Source organism: Pseudomonas sp. GW821-FHT09E04, assembly GCF_059416185.1.
Genome location: NZ_JBWKOR010000006.1, coordinates 179,372 through 202,036, shown reverse-complemented (window position 1 = coordinate 202,036; position 22,665 = coordinate 179,372). Strand labels below are relative to the sequence as shown.

The window sequence follows — 22,665 nt, the reverse complement described above, 5'->3', positions numbered from 1 at the left end:
AGGAACCCCGCCTACACATCTGCATGGTATCGTGCCCGCCCGTCCTGCCATCCGTTTGCCCCAGCATGCTGCCGACTTCCCGTACCCTGCGTCTGTCGTTGTATACCCTGCTGATCATCGCCGGCGCCGCCCTCGCCGCGACTCTTGCGATCCGCCACGCCGAACGCCAGGCATTGGAAGAGGACGCGGCGCGGGCCAATCAGCAGTTGGCACTGTACGCCAATTCTTTGCACACACTGATCGACCGCTACCGCGCCCTGCCCGCCGTGCTCGCACTGGATCCGCAATTGCGTGCGGCACTGGCCGGTCCGGTCGACGCCGAACAGCAAGCGGCGCTCAACCTGAAACTGGAAAAGATCAACGGCGCAGCACAATCCTCGACGCTGGAACTGCTCGATCACACCGGCCTCGCGGTGGCGGCCAGCAATTGGCGTCTGCCCAGCAGCTACGTCGGTCACAACTACGGCTTTCGCCCCTACTTCAGCCAGACCCGCACCCAGGGCACCGGGCGTTTCTACGCAGTCGGCGTGACCAGCGGGATTCCCGGTTATTTCCTGTCCAGCGCGGTGCTCGGCGACAACGGCGAGTTCCTCGGGGCGATGGTGGTCAAGCTCGAATTCCCGGAACTTGAACGCGAATGGAGCCAGGGCAGCGACACCCTGCTGGTCAGTGATGCACGCGGGATCATTTTCATCGCCAACCAGCCCGACTGGCGCTATCGCCTCCTGCACCCGCTGAGCCCGGCCGATTACAAAGAGATCAAGGCCACCCGCCAATACGACAAACAGTCGCTGGTGCCGCTGACTCATCTGTCGCTGCGTCGCTTCGACGACAACAGTGATCTGCGCCGTGTCGAAGGCCCGCAAGGCACAGCGGATTACCTGTGGGAATCGCTGCCGCTGACCGCCGAAGGCTGGACCCTGCACCTGCTGCGACGCCCGCAACTGTCCTTCGAAGACCAGCGCAATGCCGGGCTCGCCGCTGCCGGGGTGTGGCTGGCGCTGGTGTTCCTGTTGTTGTTCCTCAACCAGCGCTGGCGTCTGGCGAAGATGCGCCAGCGCAGCCGCGAAGAGCTTGAGCAACTGGTCGAAGAACGTACCCGCGACTTGCGTACCGCTCAGGACGGTCTGGTGCAGTCAGCCAAACTGGCGGCACTGGGACAGATGTCGGCGGCGCTGGCCCACGAAATCAATCAGCCGCTGACCGCTCAGCGCATGCAACTGGCGACCTTGCGCCTGCTGCTCGATCATGGCCGCGTCGATGACGCCTACAAGGCGCTCAAACCGGTCGATGAAATGCTCACGCGCATGGCGGCCCTGACCGGTCATTTGAAAACCTTCGCCCGCAAGAGCCCCAGCGGTTTGCGCGAGCGGCTGGATCTGGCGACAGTGGTCGATCAGGCCCTGCAGTTGCTGGACGCAAGAATGCGCGACGAACAGGTCAGCCTTGTGCTGCATCTGACCCGTCCGGCCTGGGTGCGCGGCGATGCGATCCGCCTCGAACAAGTGCTGATCAACCTGCTGCGCAACGCCCTCGACGCTATGCAAGGCAAACCTTGCAAGCGTCTGGAAATCCGTCTGGAAGCCGACGAGCAACTGTGGCGCCTGAGCGTCATCGACAATGGCGGCGGTATTGCCGAAGAGCATCTGGGCCAGGTGTTCGATCCGTTCTTCACCACAAAACCGGTGGGTGACGGCCTCGGTCTGGGGCTGGCGGTGTCGTTTGCCATCGTCCACGAATCCGGCGGGCGCCTGAGCGCCGACAATGGCGACAACGGCGCAGTGTTCAGCCTGACCTTGCCAATCGATCTGGAGGCGCACATCTGATGCTCAATGCGGTGATGGTGGTCGATGACGAAAGCAGCATTCGCAGTGCCGTCGAACAATGGCTGAGCCTGTCCGGGTTCGAGGTGCAACTGTTCAGCCGCGCCGAGGAATGCCTGGCGGCGCTGCCCGCGCATTTTGCCGGGGTGATTGTCAGCGACGTGCGCATGCCCGGTCTCAGCGGTCTTGAACTGCTGGCCGAGGTGCAACGCCGGGATGCCGACCTGCCGGTGATTCTGCTCACCGGCCACGGCGATGTGCCGATGGCGGTCGAAGCCATGCGCGACGGCGCCTATGACTTTCTGGAAAAACCCTTCAGCCCCGAGACCCTGCTCGGCAGCCTGCGTCGGGCGCTGGACAAGCGTCGGCTGGTGCTGGAAAACCGCGCCCTGCACGAGCAGGCTGACAACCGCGCCAGACTCGATGCAACGTTGCTCGGCGTATCCCGAGGCTTGCAGACCTTGCGCCGGCAGGTGCTGGATCTCGCGACGCTGCCGGTCAACGTGCTGATCCGTGGCGAGACCGGCAGCGGCAAGGAACTGGTCGCCCGCTGCCTGCACGACTTCGGCCCGCGCGCCGACAAACCGTTCGTGGCGCTGAACTGCGCGGCGATCCCCGAGCAGTTGTTCGAAGCCGAGTTGTTCGGGCATGAGAGCGGCGCGTTCACCGGGGCCTCCGGCAAGCGCATCGGCAAGCTGGAATACGCCGATGGCGGCACGCTGTTTCTCGATGAAATCGAAAGCATGCCGCTGGCCCAGCAGGTAAAACTGCTGCGGGTGTTGCAGGAACAGAAGCTGGAGCGGCTGGGGTCGAACCAGAGTATTCGCGTGGACCTGCGCATCGTCGCGGCGACCAAACCCGATCTTTTGGATGAAGCGCGGGCCGGGCGTTTTCGCGAGGACCTGGCGTATCGCCTGAACGTCGCCGAATTGCGCCTGCCGCCGTTGCGTGATCGTCGGGAAGACATTCCGTTGTTGTTCGAGTCCTTCGCCCAGAGCGCCGCCCAACGCTTGGGCCGGACCTTCCCGCCGCTCAGTGGCGCGCAATTGAGCCACCTGCTGAGTCATGACTGGCCGGGTAATGTGCGGGAACTGGCGAATGTCGCCGAACGGCAGGTGCTGGGGCTGGATGAACCGGTGCAGGGCATCGATCCCGGCCAGTCACTGGCGGCGCAGCAAGAGGCGTTTGAGGCGCAGTGTTTGCGGGCGGCGTTGACCCGGCACAAGGGTGATGTGAAAGCCGTACTTGAAGAACTGCAACTGCCACGCCGCACCTTCAATGAAAAGATGCAGCGCCATGGTCTGACCCGGGAAATGTTCGTACCTGAATGAGCGGAAATCCGCTCATTCACTCCTGATCATCGGCAAAAACCCGCTCAACAATTCCTCCTACCCCCTCTAAACCGGCCCTCCCCCCGTTGGCACAGCTCCTGCTATAGCCCTCGCAGGCTGCGTTTCAACGCGCTCCACAAAAACAATTAAACGAAGGATCCTTCAATGGATAACTCCAACGCCCTGCCTCTTGGGTCGGCTGCTGTGCCGGTCAAAGAACGAACCACCGCCAGTCGCATCAAGTCGATCTTCAGCGGTTCCGTCGGCAACATGGTCGAGTGGTACGACTGGTACGTCTATGCCGCCTTCTCGCTGTACTTCGCCAAGACCTTCTTCCCCGCCGGCTCCACCACCGCCCAATTGATGAACACCGCCGCGATCTTCGCCGTGGGCTTTCTGATGCGCCCGATCGGTGGCTGGTTGATGGGCCTGTACGCCGACAAGGTCGGACGTAAAAAGGCACTGATGGCCTCGGTGTACCTGATGTGCTTTGGCTCCCTGCTGATCGCCCTGAGCCCGAACTACGAAACCATCGGCATCGGCGCGCCGATCCTGCTGGTCTTCGCCCGTCTGCTGCAAGGCCTGTCGGTCGGTGGCGAGTACGGCACTTCCGCGACTTACCTGTCGGAGATGGCGACCAAGGAACGTCGCGGCTTCTTCTCAAGCTTCCAGTATGTGACCCTGATCTCGGGCCAGCTCATCGCGCTGGGCGTGTTGATCGTGCTGCAGAACATGCTGACCACTGAACAGCTGTACGCCTGGGGCTGGCGTATCCCGTTCGCCATCGGCGCGCTGTGTGCAATCGTTGCGCTGTACCTGCGTCGTGGCATGGAAGAAACCGAGTCGTTCACCAAGAAAGAGAAGTCCAAGGAAAGCGCCATGCGCACCTTGATGCGCCATCCGAAAGAACTGCTCACCGTGGTCGGCCTGACCATGGGCGGTACGCTGGCGTTCTACACCTACACCACCTACATGCAGAAATACCTGGTGAACACCGTCGGCATGAGCATCTCCGACTCCACCACCATTTCCGCAGCGACGCTGTTCCTGTTCATGTGCCTGCAACCGATCATCGGCGGCCTGTCCGACAAGATCGGTCGTCGCCCGATCCTGATCGCCTTCGGCGTGCTCGGTACGATCTTCACCGTGCCGATCTTGATGACCCTGCACACCATCCAGACCTGGTGGGGCGCGTTCTTCCTGATCATGGCGGCGCTGATCATCGTCAGCGGCTACACCTCGATCAACGCCGTGGTGAAGGCCGAGCTGTTCCCGACCGAAATCCGCGCCCTGGGCGTCGGCCTGCCGTACGCACTGACCGTGTCGATCTTCGGCGGCACCGCCGAATACATCGCGCTGTGGTTCAAGAGTATCGGCATGGAAACCGGTTACTACTGGTACGTGACTGCGTGCATCGCGGTGTCCCTGCTGGTGTACATCACCATGAAAGACACCCAGAAACATTCGCGGATCGTCACTGACTGATCGTAAAAAAAACGCGCGAAGGTGCAAGACCTTCGCGCGTTTCTTACCTGTCCGATTTCCCGATCAGGACAACTCGGCAACGCCCTGTTTGCCGCCATAGCGCTTCTGCGCATAAGACGCGCCCACGATCATCACCAACAGAATCCCCGCCAGCACCGCCGACGAACCGATGGTGCCGAAGTCCAGCCCGCCCTTCTCATGGGACTTGGTCATCAAGTCGCCCAGGGTCGCGCCAAACGGCCGGGTCAGCACGAACGCCACCCAGAACAGCGCCACCGCCGAAATCTTCGTGAAGTACTTGAGCAGTACGACCACCGCAATCGCCGAGCCGATCAACAGCGCGCCACCGGCAAAGCCCAGGCCCGAGTCGTCCGCCAGGTAATCGCCGAGCGCGGTGCCCAGGGTGTTGGAGAACAGGATCGCCATCCAGTAGAACATCTCGCCGCGAAAGCTCTGCACCTTGGTGACGTTGAGCGAATCGCCGCTCAGGCGCCACGCCGCGAAGATCGCCAGCAGGATCGCGATCAGGATCATGGAACCGGTGGCGTAACCCAGCTCCAGCGTGCGGTCCATGAAGTCGGACATGGTGGTGCCGGCGGTGCTGGTCGACAGGATCACGATCCAGTACAGCAGCGGCTTGTAAGTCTTGGACATCAGTTGCGTGATCAACGTCAGGACGAACACGCTGATCAGGATCAGCGAGCTCATGGCATAGCCGACGTTCAGGGTCATCGACAGCAAATCCCCCGCGGTTTCCCCCAGGGTCGTCGCGCAGATTTTCATGACCCAGAAGGCCAGGGTGATTTGAGGCAGTTTGTTCATTGCAGGTAAAGCTCCAGTGTGTGACGGCCGGTTCTTGGTTTTCTGGCCGCCGGCAGACTGGCGTTACGAGGGTGAAAAACCGGTCGGGAATGTATGAAAAATCTGTCACACAAGCCAAAAGCGGCGATTAATCACCGGTTAATGCCCCTGCCGCATTCTGCACCTACCTGATCGATGACCTGCGCGACGCTCGCTCCGACGACGAAAGCGAATTGAATGCGTCGCCCTTAATATCAAGTTAATCGATTGTTTTTAGCATTATTTTGCGCTTTTTAATCAATTTAGTTGGCGTAGCATGAACCCCATGCGAAACACATCGCCAACGAATTTCGAATCTGGAGAACGACCATGAAAACCAAACTGATCCTCGCCCTGACCTTGTCCGTACTGGCCGCCAACACCTTCGCCGCCGATGGCTCGGACAAAACCAAATCCGCCGATTTCATTTCCGGCGCCAGCGCCGCTATCGAAACCAGCCACTCGGGCGCTTACGCTGCCGATGGTTTCGATAAAACCAACGTCGGCAAAGCCGTTGCTGCCGATGGCTTCGACAAGACTGGAACTGCTGCTGCCATCGCTGCCGACGGCTTCGATAAAACCGGCACCGCCGCTGCCATCGCTGCTGACGGTTTCGATAAAACCGGTACGGCTGCAGCCATTAGCTGATCGGCACAATGCAAACACCAAAGCCCGGCCATTGCCGGGCTTGTTCATGTCTACAGGTTTGAAAACTTCACAACCGGCACATTTGATCTTCGCGGATCGGACTTGCACTATTGGCCGCTTATAAAAGCCTTCAGGAACACCCCGCCATGCCCGATGACATCCATTTCTACGAACCGGCCAACGGCCACGGCCTGCCCCACGATCCGTTCAACGCGATCGTCGGTCCGCGCCCCATCGGCTGGATTTCTTCGCAGGATGCCGAGGGCCGGTTGAATCTGGCGCCCTACAGTTTTTTCAACGCGTTCAACTACATTCCGCCGATCATCGGGTTCTCCAGCGTCGGGCGCAAAGACAGCCTGAACAACATCGAACAGACCGGCGAGTTCGTCTGGAACCTCGCGACCCGGCCGCTGGCCGAGCAGATGAACCAGAGCTGCGCAGCCGTCGCGCCCGAGGTCAACGAGTTCGAACTGGCGGGGCTGACGCCGGTGGCGTCGAAGGTGATTGCCGTGCCGCGTGTGGCCGAAAGCCCGGTGTCCTTCGAGTGCAAGGTCACTCAGATCATTCAGTTGCAGCGGGCCGACGGCGAGACGGTGCCGAGCTGGCTGGTGCTCGGCGAAGTGGTCGCCGTGCACATTGCCAAATGGCTGTTGAAGGACGGGATCTACGACACCGCCGCCGCAGAACCGATTCTGCGCGGCGGCGGGCCGGCGGACTACTTCCAGCTGGGGCCGGAGGCATTGTTCAAGATGTGGCGCCCGGGCGCCGTCAAGTAAACGCGGTTACCAGATCAGCTCGGCGTCATCAGTGACGCCCTTGAGCTTGTCCAGCTCATTGATGGCCGCTTCATCGGCGGCAATGGCACCAGGGAAGACCTGGTCATTCAACAGTTTGTGAAAGCGTGGCGCACCGCCGTCGACCAGGGCCTTGACCGCGATTGCCGCGTGATAACCCTTGTTGCTGCCCAACTCGACGGGGACTACAGCGGAAACCGCTTCGAAGTGTTCGAACTCTTTACGTGCCATGTCGCAGGTCCTGGCTCAGTCAAATAGGCTGGCCATTAAACCCTCAACCGGCGAGTTTGTGTATCGGCGCGCAACTTTGACCCAGCGCCTGCGCCGCCGACACGTCTTTAAACGTGTGGAAATCCAGACTGTTGACCACCAGGTCCTGCACCAGCTCGGCAAAAACCTCCATCGACGGGCTGCTGAAGTAAGCGGTCATCGATTGCTGGTTATTCCAGAACCCGGAAACCAGCCACAACTCCGGATCACACTGCGAATGCTGCAAGGAAAAGCTCAGGCAACCGGCGGCGGCACGGGATGGTTCGATCAGCGCGCTCAGGCGCATGCCGAGTTCCGCCGAGCGCCCGGCGCGCGCTCGAACGAAGGCCATATGACTGACGGGAATCTGCTTGGACATGTTCAACCCTCCCAGGGAGTCGCGTGGCAGCCGGGGACGGGCTGCGACAGGATCCAAGGTTAAGGGCCGGGCAGCGTTCGCCGTTAGTCGATTCCTGCCGTCGCGTTGCACAATCCTGCGAGACTGTCTTTCAGACCTGTAACAGATCGTGAATTGCTGTCACCGTCCTGTCACACCGGTTTCGAGCAAGTTTGCCGGGATGCGCCCTGTCATGTCTGGGCAGGCACACAACGCCATGCAGGATCAGGCAAGCATTTCGCAGGATGTGTCTACCGCTTGCGCTTGCACAAACTTATGCTCTGCTCCCATTCCATCCCTTGCCGAGGAGGCTGTGCATGACGTCATTCGATCGTTTTCAGGCGCCGCCCGATGCCGACATGGAAAAGCAGCGCGCGGAACTGGCGGCCATCATCCGCCGCAACACATCCGAAGATGGCAGTTATGCCACCGCCGTCGGCTCGCTGTTCATGTCGCGCCACACCCAATCCCATGACTTCGCCCCGGTGCTCGCGCAACCGGCGTTGTGCATCATGGCCCAGGGGCGCAAAGAGGTGCGGCTGGCGGACGAGTACTTCAATTACGACCCGCTGAATTACCTGGTGGTCTCGGTTTCGATGCCGTTGAGCGGTCGGGTGGTGAATGTCTCGCCTCTGGAACCGATCCTCGCCGTGCGCCTGGACATCGACCCGGCGGAAATCACCGCGCTGATCGCCGACGCCGGGCCCATGGGCGTGCCGACCCGGCCGACCGGGCGCGGTCTGTATGTGGAAAAGATCGACAGCGCGATGCTCGATGCAGTGCTGCGTCTGGCCCGCCTGCTCGACACGCCGAAAGACATCGCCATGCTCGCGCCGCTGATTCGCCGGGAGATTCTCTATCGCCTGTTGCGCAGCCCGCAGGGCCATCGGCTGTACGAAATCGCCATCGCCAACAGCCAGAGCCATCGCATCAGCCAGGCGATCAAATGGCTCAACGGCAACTTCGAACAACCGCTGCGCATTGATGATCTGGCGAAGGAAGTGAACCTCAGCGTCTCGACTTTGCATCACCGCTTCAAGGCGATGACGGCGATGAGTCCGTTGCAGTATCAGAAGCAGCTGCGCCTGCAGGAGGCGCGGCGCTTGATGTTGGCTGAGGGGTTGGAGGCTTCGGCGGCGGGGTATCGGGTGGGGTATGAAAGTCCGTCGCAGTTCAGTCGTGAGTACAGCCGGTTATTTGGGGCGCCGCCGTTGCGGGATCTGGCGCGGTTGCGGCTTTCGGTGTGAACTCAAAAGCCTCCCCTCACCCTAGCCCTCTCCCGGGGGGAGAGGGAACCGATTGGGGGATCTTCACGAAATACACCGACCTGAACGAATGGTTTTGAATCCAGAATCAAGTGGATCGACTGGCTTTTAAATCCATAATCGACTCGATCTTTCAGGTCGACGGATAGCGCAAGACACCTCGGTCGGCCCCCTCTCCCTCCGGGAGAGGGCTGGGGTGAGGGAGCGATGCCGAGCAGAACACCAATCAAGCGCCGAGCACCCGACACGCCTCACTCGGCAACGTCACCGAAACAGGATGCCCGATCCCCAACCCAAAGCCCTGACACGGCGTACTCAACGCCGTGAAGGTCACCCCGGAACATTCCACCGTAGTCTCGATGGTCGCGCCGATATCCCGCACAAACGTCACCTTGCCCAGCAGGCGATTGCCCGCCGTGGCCTGGGGCGCCGACAGTTGCAGGTCTTCGGGACGGATCAGCATTTTCACTTTCTGTCCGACCACGATGCTGCTGCAGATCGGCACTTGCAGGGCATCGCCGCCCGGCAGCACGACCTTGCCATCGCCTAGCGCGGTGGCCGGGAAGATATTGCCGGAGCCGATGAAGTCCGCGACGAACTCGTTGGCCGGATGGCGGTAGATTTCAATCGGCGTACCCACCTGCTGCACGCGATGCTCGCCCAGCACCACCACGATGTCAGCCATGGTCATGGCCTCGCGTTGATCGTGGGTAACCATGATAGTGGTGATGTTCAGGCGTTGTTGCAGCTGGCGGATTTCCACCTGCATCGACTCACGCAGCTTGGCATCCAGCGCCGACAGCGGTTCATCGAGCAGAAGGATTTTCGGGTGCGAGGCAATCGCCCGGGCAATCGCCACCCGCTGACGCTGACCGCCGGAGAGTTTCGCCACCGGGCGGTCGATCATCGGTTGCAGCTGGATCAATTCCAGCAACTCCACCACCCGCGCCTGTTGATCAGCCTTGCTCACACCCCGCAGTTTCAGCGGATAGGCGATGTTCTCGCCCACGGTCATGTGCGGGAACAGCGCCAGCGACTGGAACACCATGCCGAAGTTGCGCAGGTGCGCCGGGGTGTGGCCGATGTCCTCGCCGTCCAGGCGAATCTCGCCGCCGGTAAGGGTTTCCAGCCCGGCGATCATTCGCAGCAACGTGGTCTTGCCGCAGCCCGACGGGCCGAGGAAGCACACCAGTTTGCCCTCGGGCAAATGCAGGTTGACGTCTTTTACCGCGCAGGCCGAGCCGTAGTGTTTCTCGACGTTTTCCAGAATCAGACCAGACATAAATCACCTCAAGAAATCAGAACGAAACGCCGCCCTCGCCCACCAGCTTCTCCAGCGCCCAGATCAGGACGAAGTCGATCAGCACGATCAGCACGGCAAACGAGAACACGGTAGGATCGAGCGATGACACGGTGCGGCTGTACATCCAGATCGGCACGGTCATGACGTCGATGGTGTAGAGGAAATAGGTCACGGTGAATTCGTTGAACGAGACGATGAACGCCAGCAGCATCCCCGCCAGAATCCCCGACTTCATCAGCGGCACCACCACATCGACGATGGCCCGCAACGGCGAGGCGCCGAGCATCTGCGCGGCCTCTTCGACTTCGCTGCCGATGGAAAGCATGGCCGCCGTGCAGTTCTTCACCACGAACGGCAGCGCCAGAATCACGTGGGCAATCACCAGCCGCGAAGTGGTCATGTGGAACGGCAGGCTGTCGAACACCAGCAGCAACGACAGTCCCAGCACCACCATCGGGAACACCAGCGGCAGCGACATCAATTGCAGCGCCACGCCCTTGCCACGGAACTCGCAACGGGTCAGCGCGTAGGCCGCCGGTACCGCGATCAGCGTGGCGAAAATCATCGTCAGGCATGCCACCAGCAAACTGGTGCCCATCGCCTGACCGAGGCTCAGCACATCGCTGGCATCCGGCGACACAAAGGTGTGCCACGCCGCCTTGTACCATTGCAGGCTGTAGCTGCTCGGCGGGAAGTCGAGGTTCGACGCGCCGCTGAACGACATCACGATCATGGTCAGGATCGGCAACACGGCCAGGAACAAAATGATCCCGGAAAGGATGCCGGCAAACTTGCCGGTGTCGCCCGGCAACAGCGACTGACGCTTCTTGATCAGGGCACTCATTGCGAAGCCTCCAGCAGACGGCGACGGCGGCCGGTGATGTATTCGGACAAGGTCATGATCGCCAGCGTGGTGACGATCAGCACCACGCCAGCAGCGGACGCAGCGGGCCAGTTCATCAGCGGGGCGATCTGGTCATGCACCATCACCGCGAGCATCGGCACGCGCCGACCACCCAGCAGCAGCGGCACCACGAAGCTGCTGGCGTTGTAGGCGAACACCAGCGTCGCGCCGGTGATGATCCCCGGCAGACTCATCGGCAACACCACCTGACGGAACACTTGGAAACGACTGGCGCCAAGCGTCGCGGCAGCTTCTTCGTAGCTGCGGGCGACACCGCGCATGGCGCTGGCAATCGGCAGCACAGCGAGCGGGAACGCGGTCTGCACCAGCCCCATCAACACGCCGTTCTGGTTGTACAGCAACATGATCGGGCGTTTGATCAGACCGAGGCCCATCAGGGTCTGGTTGAGCATGCCGCCGGGGCCGAGGATCACCAGCCAGCCGTAGCTTTGCAGCAGCAGGTTGACCAGCAGCGGCAACAGCACCGCCGCGAGGAAGATTCGCCGCACGAATGGCGAAGTCAGGCGCGACATGGTGTACGCCACCGGGATCGCCAGCACCACGGCGATCACCGCGCTGATCAGCGCCAGACGCAAAGTCAGCAGCAACGATTTGAGGTAGTAGGGTTCGAGCAACTGGGCGTAACTGGCCAGGCTGAAACCGGACCACTCCGCGCCCTTGGTGCCGACGCTCATGCGCAACACCAAAAGGCTGGCGGCAATCAGCACGCCGAGAAACAGCATCGACGGCGTGAGGAAAAACCACGCCCGTGCAGTCGGCGAAACACCGCGCGCCGGGCGCACGTCACCCGCGCCGACCGGTTGGGTCAGGGATTGATGTTCCATAGCAATGATCTCGTCAATGGAAAACGAATCTCCCGGGCACCCCGATCATGCGGTGCCCCGGAAGGTCGGCGTCAGGAAGAAAAGATTTCCGTGTAGCGACGAATCCACTGGTCATGCACGGTCGCCAGGAAGGCGTTGTCGTGCATGATCGCCTTCTCCGCGATCTGCTCCGGCGTGAGGATGAACGGGCTCTTGCGCGCTTCGGCGGAGATGATCGCCTTGGCGTTGACCGGGCCGTTGAAGATGTCTTCGGCCATCTTGCCCTGCACCAGCGGGTCGAGGGAGTGATCGATGAAGGCGTAGGCCAGGTCGGTGTCGCCCGGACGGTTCTTCGGCATCACCGAGAGCATCAGGTCGGTGTAGAAACCTTCTTTCATGCCGAACGTGGCGCCGAGGCCGTAGTTCGGGTCGCGGATCTGCTTGGGGAAAAACGCCGGGGCATAGAGGCCGCCCATGTCCAGGGAACCGGTGCGAAACAGCTCGGCGATCTGGTTGGGGTTTTCGCCCAGGGTCACCACGCGGTCTTTCAACTCCGCGAGTTTCTTGAAGCCCGGCTCGATGTTGTGCTCGTCACCACCGGCCAGTTTGGCGGCGATGATGATCAGGTCCATCGCCTCGGTCCAGTTCGGCGGCGGCAGGAAAATGTTCGGTGCCAGATCGGCGTCCCACAGCGCGGCGTAACTGTCCGGCGCTTCCTTTTGGGTGCGGGTGCTGTAGACCAGGCTGTTGCACCACAGCAGGTAACCGATGCCGTGACCGTTGGCCCCGGTGCGGTATTTTTCAGGGACATCGATCAGGTTGGGAATGCGGTTGAGATCGGGTTTTTCCAACAGCCCGGCAGCGGCCAGACCTTCAGCTCCAACACCGGCCAGAGTGATGATGTCGTACTGCGGACGGTCACCGCCGGCCTTGAGCTTGGCGACCATTTCCGAGGTGCTGCCGGTGCGGTCGGCAATCACTTTGGCGCCGGTCTTGGCTTCGAACGTTGCAGCGATGTTGCGCAGTGCGGCCAGACCCGTGTCATCGGACCAGGTCAGCAGGCGCAGGGTCTTGCCGGCAAAACGGGTGTCGCTGGCACTGGCCCGGATGAAGGGCATGCTCATGGCCGCCGCAGCCACCGAGGCCACGCCGACGGTTTTGATGAATTGACGCCTGTTCAGATCGTGCTCGCCCATTTAGGACTCCCATTATTCTTGTAAGTATGAGATTGACCGCAACCCTTGCCGTGCGTGATCGGAACCGCTCAAGCCCCCGATTTCAAAGGGCTTGAACGTGATCAGCGGGTTCATCCTGAGGTCGTGCAAAACACCTGACTATCGATAAAAACTCATTGGAGCCATGACGCCGGCGCATGCCTCGTTGCGAGGCATGCGCTGACCTTTTTCGGGCATTCAGAGTGCGCGGATCACGTGCTTGATTTCCTGGAATGCCGCCAGGCCCCACGGCCCCAGTTCGCGACCGATGCTGCTCTGTTTGTAGCCGCCCCACGCCGTCTGCGGGAAGATCACCTGCGGTGCGTTGAGCCACACCAGCCCCGCCTGCAAGGCGTTGGCGACCCGATCTGCGGTCTCGGCATTGCGCGTGACCACGCTGGCCACCAGGCCGAACTGGCTGTCGTTGGCCAGGGCAATCGCCTCGGCTTCCGAAGCGAAACTGCGCACGCAGATCACCGGGCCGAAGATCTCTTCACACCACAACGCACTGTCGAGGGGCACTTCGGTGAAGATCGTCGGTTGCAAGAAATATCCACGCGGCAGATCCGCCGGGCGATTGCCGCCACAGATCAGCTTGGCACCGGCGCTCAGGCCACGGTCAATGTGACCGAGCACTCGCTGGTACTGCGCCTGATTGACCAGCGCGCCCATCTCGACTTCTGGATCGAACGGGTCGGCCACACGGATTTTTTCCGCGCGGGCCTTCAGACGAATCAGGAATTCATCGGCCAGTTCATCGGCGACCAGCACCCGGCTGGTGGCCGAGCACATCTGCCCGGCGTTGAAGAAACCACCGCCGCAGGCCAGCTCCACCGCCAGATCCAGGTCGGCATCTTCCAGGATCAGCAGCGAGGATTTGCCACCCAGTTCCAGGCTCACGCCCTTCACGGTTTCCGCGGCGCGCTGCATCACCTGCACACCCACGGCGTTACTACCGGTGAAGGAAACCTTGGCGATGCGCGGGTCCGCCGACAGCGGCGCACCGACCGCCAGGCCGGTGCCGCACACCAGGTTGAACACGCCTTTGGGCAGACCGGATTCGGCGATGATCGCCGCCAGTTCCAGTTCCGGCAGCGGCGTGACTTCCGAAGGCTTGAGCACCACGCAGCAACCGGCGGCCAGGGCTGGCGCGAGTTTCCACGCGGTGGTGACCATCGGGAAATTCCACGGCACGATCAGCCCGACCACACCGCACGGTTCGCGGCGCAGACGTGCGCTGAAGTCGTCGCTGGGCAGCGGCACATTGCTGTCCTGTTTCGCATCGAGGCCTTCGGCGAGTTCGGCGTAATACTCGAAGGTGGCGATCACGTCATCGACATCGATGCCCGCTTCAAACTGCGGTTTGCCGTTGTTGCTCGACTGCAACTTCATCAAGTGATCACGACCGTTGCGCACGCCATTGGCGATGTTGCGCAGGATCGCGCCGCGCTCGGCGCCGGTGGTTTTCGACCAGTCCTTGAAGGCTTCAGTCGCGGCCGTTACCGCTTGGTTGACGGCGTTTGCATCTCCGCCATTGACCGTGGTCAGCAGCGCTTCGGTGGCCGGGTTGATCACGCGCAGGTGCTCGCGGCCGGCGGCCCATTGGCCGTTGATGTACAGGCCGTCGAGTGTGGTCGGGAAATTCATCATTTGGCCACCGCCATCATCCATTGGGTCTGGTCGATTTCGATCAGGGTCGGGCCCTGACGATCGGTGGCGGCGCGCAGTGCACCGCGCAGGTGTTCGGCGGAGCTGATCGCTTCCGCCGCGCAACCCAACGCCTTGGCGACACCGATGAAGTCCGGGGTGTAGATGTCCACACCCACCGGTTCGATGGCGCGGTTGACCATGTATTTCTTGATCTCTTCGTAACCCTGGTTATTCCACAGCAGGATGATTACCGGCGTTCGCGCTTCCACGGCGCTGGCCAGTTCCGGCAGGGTAAATTGCAGACCGCCGTCGCCGATCAGGCACACCACTGGCGGACGTGCGCCGTGTTCCAGTGGGCCACCGAGCCAGGCGCCAATCGCTGCCGGCAAGGCGTAACCGAGGGTGCCGTAACCGGTGGACGAGTTGAACCAGCGGCGCGGACGCTCCGGGTTGAACGTGAGGTTGCCGGTGTACACCGGTTGCGTGGAGTCGCCGACGAACACCGCGTTCGGCAGTTCGTGCAGCACGGTTTCGAGGAAGCGGGTCTGGGCCAGAGTCGGGGCGTCCCAGGTCGCGGCCAGGTCTTCACGCAGACGGGCGGCGCGCACCTGACCCCAGTCGTTGCGGCGCTCGGCCAGCGGTTTGTGCGACAACGCGCTCAACAGTGCTTGCGCCGCGTTGCGCGAGTCCGCCACCAGCGCTACATGAGGCGGGTAGTTGCGCACGGTCTGGTCTGGATCGATATCGACGCGCAGCAGTTTGCCGGGGATCTCGAAACCACCCGCGAAGGTGACGTCGTAGTCGGTTTCCGCCAGTTCGGTGCCAATCGCCAGGATCACGTCGGCGTCGGCCACCAGGGCGCGGGTCGCCACCAGACTCTGGGTCGAACCGATCAACAGCGGATGATTGGACGGCAACATGCCTTTGGCGTTGATGGTCAGAGCCACCGGCGCATCGAGCAGTTCGGCCAGTTCAGTAAGCTCGGCAGCCGCGTCGATGGCGCCGCCCCCGGCGAGGATCAGCGGACGCTGGGCGCCGGCCAGCAGTTCAGTCATGCGGCTCACGGCGGCCGGTGCAGCACCGGCGCGGTCGATGTGGACCGGCACGCTGGCCAGCAATTCGTCGGCTTCTTCAACCAGCACATCCAGCGGAATCTCGATGTGCACCGGACGCGGACGCCCGGCCTGAAACAGCGCAAACGCACGTGCCAGCACGCCCGGCAATTCGGACGCCGACATCAGGGTGTGGGAGAACGCCGCCACACCGCCGACCAGTGCGCTCTGGTTCGGCAGTTCATGCAACTTGCCGCGACCGCCACCCAGTTGACTGCGCGACTGCACGCTGGAGATCACCAGCATCGGGATCGAATCGGCGTACGCCTGGCCCATGGCGGTGGTGATGTTGGTCATGCCGGGGCCGGTGATGATGAAGCACACGCCCGGTTTGCCGCTGGTGCGGGCGTAGCCGTCGGCCATGAAACCGGCGCCCTGCTCGTGGCGTGGGGTAACGTGGTTGATGCTCGAACGGGCCAGCCCGCGATACAGCTCCACGGTATGCACCCCGGGAATGCCGAACACCTGCTCGACCCCATAATCTTCGAGTAACTTGACCAGTACTTCGCCACACGTCGCCATGTCTTTGCCCTTCTTGTTCGTTGAGGCACCGGGCCTTAAGGGAACCGGTGATTGGCCTCATTGAAACGGGCGACCCGTAGCCGCAACAATCGATAAAAGCTCATACTAGCCATGTCCTCACGTCATACCTTGGATCCACATGAAACGACTGCCTCCCCTGCCCGCCCTGCATACGTTTCTGATCACCGCGCAGTGCTGCAACTTCACCCGGGCCGCCGAGCAGTTGCACATCACTCAAGGTGCGGTGAGCCGGCAGATCGCCGGGCTTGAAGAACATCTGGGCTATGAGTTGTTCATTCGCCTGGCCCGGGGCTTGGAACTGACGGCCGAAGGTCGCGAATGGCTGCCACGGGTGCAGCAGGTGTTCAGCCTGATCGGCGACTCGGTGGAGCTGATCGGCGCCAAACGCGAGACCCTGCAACTCAAGGCCCCGAGCTGCGTAATGCGCTGGTTGCTGCCACGGCTGTTGCAATGGCAGCGCGAGCGCCCGGACGTGCCGGTGAAACTCACGGCGTCGTTGCAGCACGGGGTGGACTTTCATCGCGAGCAGTTCGACGCCGCAGTGATCTACGGCACCGCGCCCCACGACTCGCCCGCGACCTTGCACCTGTTCGATGAACAACTGACGCCGGTCTGTTCACCGGGGCTGCTCAAGGGGTCGCCGGCCCTGCACACGCCGGCCGACTTGCAACAGCACTTGCTGCTGCACCCGACGCACACCGATGACGACTGGACGCTGTGGCTGGAGGCCGCCGAACTGCACTTGAGCAACATCGGCAGCGGTCAGCATTTCGAAACCCTGGATCAGGCGATGTCGATGGCGTCCCACGGGACGGGGGTGGCGATCGGCGACTGGTCGTTGATCGGCGATGACTTGAACGCCGGGCGACTGGTGATGCCGTTCGATCTGAAGGTGAAGACGGGATTGGGCTATTACATCGTGGCGCCGGCGTCGGAGCCTTCGGCGAAGTTGCAGGAATTGATGGGGTGGTTGGTGGAGCAGGCTCATACCCGCTGAGCCCGCCCTCACTGTGATGATCGCTCCCACGCTCCCCTTCTTTGATCGTTCCCACGCTCTGCGTGGGAATGCCTCACTGGACGCTCCGCGTCCGCTTCGGCATGGGACGCGGAGCGTCCCGGGCTGCATTCCCACGCGGAGCGTGGGAACGATCCAAACCATCAATAACCGACCGTAAACCGCTGACGCGAATGCTTCGGCGTTTCCACTTCGTCGATCAGCGCAATCGCGTAGTCGGCAAAGGTGATCGAGCTCTGGCCTTCGGCGCTCACCAGCAAGTCATCCTTGCCGACGCGGAACTTGCCGGTGCGCTCGCCTTCGACAAACAGCGCCGACGGCGACAGGAACGTCCAGTCCAGCTCCTTCTCCTGACGCAGCGCATCAAGGAACGCCGCACCGGCGCTGGCCTCAGCCTTGTACTCGGCTGGGAAACCGGCGCTGTCGATCACTCGGGTGCCGTCCGGCAGCAACAGCGAACCGGCACCGCCGACCACCAGCAGACGTTTCACCCCGGCCTGTTTCACCGGACCGATCAGCGCGCTGGCCGGGACCGTGGCGAAATGCGCGGCACTGATCACCACATCGTGACCGGCGACGGCGTCTTGCAGCGCGGCGGCATTCAAAACGTCTACGTTCTTGCTGACCACACCGGCGCGGGCGCCGATCTTCGAGGTGTCCCGAGCGATGGCGGTGACGCTGTGGCCGCGACGCAGGGCTTCTTCCAGCAATTGGCTGCCGGCACGGCCGGTGGCACCAATGATTGCGATCTTGCTCATGACATTCTCCAGTTGGCTTGAGAGTGCTGCGTTTTTCAGAATCGGGTTACCACTTCATCTCGCCCTTGGCGACTTTGGCGCTCAGCTCCAGCGAGCTTTCTTCGCCCAGTTTCGGGTAGCGTTTTTTCATCGCGGCGATCAGCGCGGCAGAGTCCTTGGCCTTGGCGGTTTCTTCGTCGAACGCCTTGATGTAGTCGGCGGTGAACTTCACGGCGGCCAGTGAACGGGCGCTATCACCCAGGTAGTGACCCGGCACCACGGTTTTCGGTTTCAGGGTTTCGATCGAGTGCAGGGTTTCCAGCCAGTCGGCGTGGGATTGTGCAGTCTGGGTATCGGCCATCCACACGTGGATGTTCTCGGCGACAACGACACCACCGACCACGGCTTTTAACGAAGGAATCCACACGAAGCTGCGATCCGGTTGCTTGCCTTCCAGACCGACTACCTGCAGTTTCTGGCCTTCAAGCATCAGGCTGTCGCCCTTGAGCACGCCCGGCACGATGGTTTTGGCCGGCACGTCGGCGCCCATTTTCGGGCCCCAGAACGCCAGTTTGCCGTCGACGGTTTGCTTGATGTGATCAACGGTCGGCTGCGAAGCCAGTACCTTGGCATTCGGGAATGCCTTGGTCAGGGTGTCGAGACCGAAGTAGTAATCCGGGTCACCGTGGCTGATGTAGATCGTGGTCAGTTGCTTGCCGCTGGCGCGGATCTTTTCCACCACTTGCTCGGCCTGGGACTTGCCGAACTGGGCGTCCACCAGGATCGCGTCCTTCTCGCCGCTGACCAGCACCGAGGTCACCGGGAAGATTGCGTTGGTGCCTGGGTTGTAGACATCGAGGCTCAGGTTCGCTGCCGCTGCGTGGGCAGCAAAACCGAGGGTGGCGGTGGCCAGTAAAACGCGCTTGAGAGTGGTGAAGCCGATCATGGGTTGCTCCGCTGTTCGTATGCCGTGCTTGGCGATGGGACAGAGCTTAGTTGCCAGACTCATTACAAAAAATGCGATGCTTAAACATAGTTTGTTTCTGAAAGCGGGCAAATCATGGATCGTCTCCAAGCAATGCGGGTGTTTGTCACGGTTGTGGATCTGGGCAGCCAGTCGGCGGCGGCCGATCACCTGGACCTGTCGCGGCCAGTGGTGTCGCGGTATCTGGCGGAACTGGAAGACTGGGTCGGCGCGCGCCTGATGCACCGCACCACGCGCAAACTGAGCCTGACCGCCGCCGGCAACGAGATCCTGCCGCGCTGCCGGCAGATGCTCGAACTGTCGAGCGACATGCAGGCCGCCGTCAGCGAACCCGACGATGCGCCACGGGGTTTGCTGCGGATCAGCGTCAGTACCTCGTTCGGCCAGGCACAACTGGCCGATGCCATGGCCGCGTTCGTCAAACGCTACCCGGGCGTCAACATCGACCTGCAAATGCTCGATCGCACGGTGAATCTGGTGGACGAGCGCATCGACCTGGCGATCCGCACCAGCAACGATCTCGATCCCAACCTGATCGCCCGGCGCCTGACCGTCTGCCGCTCGGTGGTCTGCGCCGCACCTGCCTATCTGCGGGAACACCCGCAGCCGCAGCGCGTAGAAGATCTGAGCCGACACAACTGCCTGACCCATTCCTATTTCGGCAAGAGCCTGTGGCATTTCGAAGAGGATGGCGAACCGGTGTCGGTGCCGGTGCAGGGCAACATCAGCGCCAATGAGGCCAGCACCCTGCTGCGCGCGACACTGGCCGGCGCCGGGGTGGCGATGCTGCCGACCTATCAGGCCGGCGTACATATTCACAGCGGGGAACTGGTGCGCCTGCTGCCGCACGCCGAGCCTCGGCGGATGAACATCTACGCGGTGTACGCCTCGCGCAAACACATGCCGGTGGCGCTGCGCAGCATGCTGGATTTCCTGGTACTGCGGTTTCCCGAAAACCCGCAATGGGATGTCGGCTTGTAAACCCGTTCGCCGCGCGGCTGGCAACTCCACGGCGCTGACCTATGCTGAAAGTAGTACCCAAGGGTATTCGTTCAGAGGTCAACGCCATGATCATGAGCACCAGAACAAGAAGATACCTCGCAATTTTCATCACCTGCGCGGCCACGCTGGCGCTGTACGGCACCGCGGCATGGCGCGTGGAGCAGTTGCGGCAACTGCCCCGTGAGTACGCGAGCTGCAACTTCGAGCGCTGCATCCCTCACAACGCCACCCTCAACGCCCTGCGCTGATACCGGACGTCAGGCGTCGTCGTTCTGCTCGGCCTTCAAGCGGTCGCGGAACGCCTTTGGCGAGATCCCCACCCGGCGCCGGAACAGGCGCGTGAAGTTGGTCGGATCGGAAAAACCCAACACGTCGGACATCTCGTAAATGGTCATGCTGGTGTACGTCAGCAGACGCTTGGCTTCCAGCAACTGACGTTCATGCATGATCTGCAACGCCGGCTGCCCCGCCAGTTCGCGGCAGGTGCCGTTGAGGTGCGAGACGGAAATCCCCAGGCGATGAGCCAGGTCCTCGACCTTGACGTGCTGTCGGTACGTCTCCTCTACCAGTTGAATAAAGCCATTAAGGTATTCGCGCTGACGCTGCGGGCGTTGCGTGGCGTTGTGGCGGTGGATCGCCTGGCGGCTGACCCAGACCATGATCACGCTGACCAGCGAATGCATGAGCATTTCCCGCGCCGGTTGATGACCGTTGTACTCGGCCTGCAACGCGGCAAACAGACTGTTGAGGTAGTCCGCGTCCTTGCCCGCCGGGTAGCTTTCGGCCTGGGCCAAAGCCTGCACCGCGCTGCCCAGTTGCGCCTGCAAATGGTTGATCAACGGCGTGGCCAAGGTGACGACAAATCCTTCGACGTCCTCGGAAAAACGGAAACCATGCACCGATAACGGCGGCAGGATCTGGATCGCGGTTTCGTTCAGTTGCGTGCGTTGTCCTTCGATTTCAAGCTCTGCCTGACCTTTGAATACGAAGAGCAACTGGCACAAATCGGCGTGGCGGTGGGGTTTGATTTCCCATTGATGTTCGCGGCTGCGTTTGGAAATGGTTTCACAGTGCAGCAAGTCAGGGGTTGGCCAGTCCAGGCTTTCACCGTAGAGCTTGAACACCGGAATCGAAGGCAGGTCAGGCTTGTTCATCACTTCAATCCAGGCCTCGAAGGTTGCGGGCGATAATCGCACCGATTGGCAGAATGTACAGGTATCGGCTCAGTTTTCACCTTCAATTGACAGACCCGCAAGGGAAAAATGCAAGCACTCGAATCCTGAAAATCATTCACCGGCCGTTGTCGCGTGAAGCTTGCGAGTCATAAAAACAATGAAAACGCTGAAAACCCAAGTCGCCATCATTGGCGCCGGTCCGTCCGGATTATTGCTCGGCCAACTGCTGCACAACGCCGGCATCGACACCCTGATTATCGAGCGCCAGACACCTGACTATGTACTCGGCCGAATCCGCGCCGGGGTCCTTGAACAGGGCATGGTAGAGCTGTTGCGCGAGGCTGGCGTGGGTCAGCGGATGGACGCCGAAGGGCTGGTCCACGGTGGGTTCGAACTGGCCCTCGACGGGCGTCGGGTGCACATCGATCTGCAGGCGCTGACCGGTGGAAAAACCGTGATGGTCTATGGCCAGACCGAGGTCACCCGCGACCTGATGGCCGCTCGTCGGGAGACCGGCGGACAGACGATCTACGAAGCCAGCCATGTCGCTCCCTGTGGCATGAAAAGCGACGAGGCCTACGTCACGTTTGAAAAGGATGGCGAAACCTGGCGTGTCGATTGCGATTACATTGCCGGTTGCGACGGTTTCCATGGCGTGGCCCGTCAGTCGATCCCGGCGGAATGCCTGAAGGTCTTCGAACGGGTTTATCCGTTCGGCTGGCTGGGGATACTCGCCGACACACCACCGATTCACGACGAACTGGTCTACGCCCGTCACGAGCGCGGCTTCGCCCTGTGCAGCATGCGGTCGGCGACCCGCACCCGCTATTACCTGCAAGTGCCGGCCGAGGAAAACGTCGACGACTGGTCGGATCAGCGCTTCTGGGATGAACTGCGCAATCGCCTGCCGGCGGATCTGGCGCAGAAGCTGGTGACCGGTCCGTCGATTGAAAAGAGCATCGCGCCGCTGCGCAGTTTTGTGGTCGAGCCGATGCAGTACGGGCGGATGTTTCTGGTGGGGGATGCAGCGCATATCGTTCCGCCGACCGGTGCCAAGGGTTTGAACCTGGCGGCCAGCGACGTCAGCACCCTGTTCAGGATTCTGCTGAAGGTTTACCGCGAAGGGCGCACTGATTTGCTGGAGAAGTATTCGGAAATCTGCCTGCGTCGGGTGTGGAAAGCCGAGCGGTTTTCCTGGTGGATGACCTCGATGCTGCACCGTTTCGACGAACACGATGATTTCAGCCAGCGGATCAGTGCTTCGGAACTGGACTACTTTGTCAGTTCAGAGGCCGGTCAAAAAACCATTGCAGAAAATTACGTCGGACTTCCTTATGAGGCTATCGAATAGCCTGCTACCGACTTACAC

At 61.6% G+C, this 22,665-nt stretch carries 22 protein-coding genes; 10 read left to right on the top strand and 12 right to left on the bottom strand.

Features of this window, described 5'->3' with window-relative positions:
* Positions 1-65: 65 nt before the first annotated feature.
* The 3 genes from AC07N4_RS22580 to AC07N4_RS22570 all read left to right on the top strand — a co-directional run bounded on the left by AC07N4_RS22580 (position 66) and on the right by AC07N4_RS22570 (position 4,639).
* A complete protein-coding gene (locus tag AC07N4_RS22580) occupies positions 66-1,826 on the top strand; it encodes a sensor histidine kinase (protein WP_096818368.1) in 1,761 nt (586 codons plus the stop codon).
* Entirely contained in the window at positions 1,826-3,154 is a 1,329-nt protein-coding gene (locus AC07N4_RS22575) for a sigma-54-dependent transcriptional regulator (RefSeq protein ID WP_096818370.1), read from the top strand. Before AC07N4_RS22580 ends, AC07N4_RS22575 begins: the two co-directional genes overlap by 1 nt.
* A 165-nt stretch (positions 3,155-3,319) precedes the next feature.
* Entirely contained in the window at positions 3,320-4,639 is a 1,320-nt protein-coding gene (locus tag AC07N4_RS22570; protein ID WP_096818372.1) for an MFS transporter, read from the top strand.
* Positions 4,640-4,702: 63 nt separating this feature from the next.
* Here the strand turns inward: AC07N4_RS22570 and AC07N4_RS22565 are convergent, their stop codons facing one another.
* Positions 4,703-5,461, bottom strand: coding sequence for a COG4705 family protein (locus tag AC07N4_RS22565; protein ID WP_192558855.1), 759 nt, complete (start codon positions 5,459-5,461; stop codon positions 4,703-4,705).
* Positions 5,462-5,809: 348 nt separating this feature from the next.
* Here AC07N4_RS22565 and AC07N4_RS22560 point away from each other — a divergent pair, with 348 nt between their 5' ends.
* Both AC07N4_RS22560 and AC07N4_RS22555 read left to right on the top strand, forming a co-directional pair.
* On the top strand, positions 5,810-6,127 hold the full coding sequence (locus AC07N4_RS22560) for a hypothetical protein (protein ID WP_085730226.1): 318 nt from the start codon (positions 5,810-5,812) through the stop codon (positions 6,125-6,127).
* Between the two features lie 146 nt (positions 6,128-6,273).
* Positions 6,274-6,903, top strand: coding sequence for a flavin reductase family protein (locus tag AC07N4_RS22555; RefSeq protein ID WP_085709577.1), 630 nt, complete (start codon positions 6,274-6,276; stop codon positions 6,901-6,903).
* A 6-nt stretch (positions 6,904-6,909) separates the two neighbouring features.
* Here the strand turns inward: AC07N4_RS22555 and AC07N4_RS22550 are convergent, their stop codons facing one another.
* Both AC07N4_RS22550 and AC07N4_RS22545 read right to left on the bottom strand, forming a co-directional pair.
* Positions 6,910-7,152, bottom strand: coding sequence for a hypothetical protein (locus tag AC07N4_RS22550; protein ID WP_096818378.1), 243 nt, complete (start codon positions 7,150-7,152; stop codon positions 6,910-6,912).
* A gap of 43 nt (positions 7,153-7,195) precedes the next feature.
* Complete coding sequence (locus tag AC07N4_RS22545) at positions 7,196-7,549, bottom strand: putative quinol monooxygenase (RefSeq protein WP_085709576.1); 354 nt, start codon at positions 7,547-7,549, stop codon at positions 7,196-7,198.
* Positions 7,550-7,884: 335 nt separating this feature from the next.
* On the opposite strand from AC07N4_RS22545, the gene AC07N4_RS22540 reads away from it, so the two are divergent.
* Positions 7,885-8,814, top strand: a complete 930-nt coding sequence (locus tag AC07N4_RS22540; RefSeq protein ID WP_493066018.1) for an AraC family transcriptional regulator — start codon at positions 7,885-7,887, stop codon at positions 8,812-8,814.
* Between the two features lie 244 nt (positions 8,815-9,058).
* On the opposite strand, the gene AC07N4_RS22535 is transcribed toward AC07N4_RS22540, so the two are convergent.
* The 6 genes from AC07N4_RS22535 to AC07N4_RS22510 form a co-directional block, all read right to left on the bottom strand.
* On the bottom strand, positions 9,059-10,114 hold the full coding sequence (locus AC07N4_RS22535) for an ABC transporter ATP-binding protein (protein ID WP_007960168.1): 1,056 nt from the start codon (positions 10,112-10,114) through the stop codon (positions 9,059-9,061).
* Between the two features lie 16 nt (positions 10,115-10,130).
* Complete coding sequence (locus AC07N4_RS22530) at positions 10,131-10,979, bottom strand: ABC transporter permease (protein WP_493066019.1); 849 nt, start codon at positions 10,977-10,979, stop codon at positions 10,131-10,133.
* Positions 10,976-11,884, bottom strand: a complete 909-nt coding sequence (locus AC07N4_RS22525; protein WP_007960163.1) for an ABC transporter permease — start codon at positions 11,882-11,884, stop codon at positions 10,976-10,978. The genes AC07N4_RS22530 and AC07N4_RS22525 overlap by 4 nt, the downstream gene beginning before the upstream one ends.
* Positions 11,885-11,955: 71 nt before the next feature.
* Entirely contained in the window at positions 11,956-13,059 is a 1,104-nt protein-coding gene (locus AC07N4_RS22520) for an ABC transporter substrate-binding protein (protein ID WP_011335694.1), read from the bottom strand.
* A 216-nt stretch (positions 13,060-13,275) separates the two neighbouring features.
* Positions 13,276-14,724, bottom strand: coding sequence for an aldehyde dehydrogenase family protein (locus tag AC07N4_RS22515; protein WP_173861347.1), 1,449 nt, complete (start codon positions 14,722-14,724; stop codon positions 13,276-13,278).
* On the bottom strand, positions 14,724-16,361 hold the full coding sequence (locus AC07N4_RS22510) for a 5-guanidino-2-oxopentanoate decarboxylase (RefSeq protein ID WP_102620737.1): 1,638 nt from the start codon (positions 16,359-16,361) through the stop codon (positions 14,724-14,726). The genes AC07N4_RS22515 and AC07N4_RS22510 overlap by 1 nt, the downstream gene beginning before the upstream one ends.
* 139 nt (positions 16,362-16,500) lie before the next feature.
* Here AC07N4_RS22510 and AC07N4_RS22505 point away from each other — a divergent pair, with 139 nt between their 5' ends.
* The gene (locus AC07N4_RS22505) at positions 16,501-17,379 is read left to right on the top strand and encodes a LysR substrate-binding domain-containing protein (protein WP_102620738.1); all 879 of its coding nucleotides are present in this window, start codon (positions 16,501-16,503) and stop codon (positions 17,377-17,379) included.
* 161 nt (positions 17,380-17,540) lie between these two features.
* Here AC07N4_RS22505 and AC07N4_RS22500 read toward each other — a convergent pair whose 3' ends face one another.
* The gene (locus tag AC07N4_RS22500) at positions 17,541-18,155 is read right to left on the bottom strand and encodes an NAD(P)-dependent oxidoreductase (protein ID WP_096818388.1); all 615 of its coding nucleotides are present in this window, start codon (positions 18,153-18,155) and stop codon (positions 17,541-17,543) included.
* 46 nt (positions 18,156-18,201) lie between these two features.
* Positions 18,202-19,080 (bottom strand): MBL fold metallo-hydrolase, encoded by an 879-nt coding sequence (locus AC07N4_RS22495; protein WP_096818389.1) that lies wholly within the window; start codon positions 19,078-19,080, stop codon positions 18,202-18,204.
* Positions 19,081-19,194: 114 nt separating this feature from the next.
* Between AC07N4_RS22495 and AC07N4_RS22490 the strand changes: the two genes are divergently transcribed.
* Both AC07N4_RS22490 and AC07N4_RS22485 read left to right on the top strand, forming a co-directional pair.
* Positions 19,195-20,100 (top strand): LysR family transcriptional regulator, encoded by a 906-nt coding sequence (locus tag AC07N4_RS22490; protein WP_096818391.1) that lies wholly within the window; start codon positions 19,195-19,197, stop codon positions 20,098-20,100.
* A 41-nt stretch (positions 20,101-20,141) separates the two neighbouring features.
* Positions 20,142-20,369 (top strand): hypothetical protein, encoded by a 228-nt coding sequence (locus AC07N4_RS22485; protein ID WP_085730216.1) that lies wholly within the window; start codon positions 20,142-20,144, stop codon positions 20,367-20,369.
* A gap of 9 nt (positions 20,370-20,378) precedes the next feature.
* Here AC07N4_RS22485 and AC07N4_RS22480 read toward each other — a convergent pair whose 3' ends face one another.
* Positions 20,379-21,275: a helix-turn-helix domain-containing protein gene (locus tag AC07N4_RS22480; protein ID WP_096818393.1), complete on the bottom strand. Its 897-nt coding sequence runs from the start codon at positions 21,273-21,275 to the stop codon at positions 20,379-20,381.
* 187 nt (positions 21,276-21,462) lie between these two features.
* Here AC07N4_RS22480 and pobA point away from each other — a divergent pair, with 187 nt between their 5' ends.
* Positions 21,463-22,647 carry a 4-hydroxybenzoate 3-monooxygenase gene (pobA, locus tag AC07N4_RS22475; protein ID WP_493066064.1) on the top strand — a complete coding sequence of 395 codons (1,185 nt, stop codon included), beginning with the start codon at positions 21,463-21,465 and terminating at the stop codon, positions 22,645-22,647.
* Positions 22,648-22,665 lie beyond the last annotated feature (18 nt).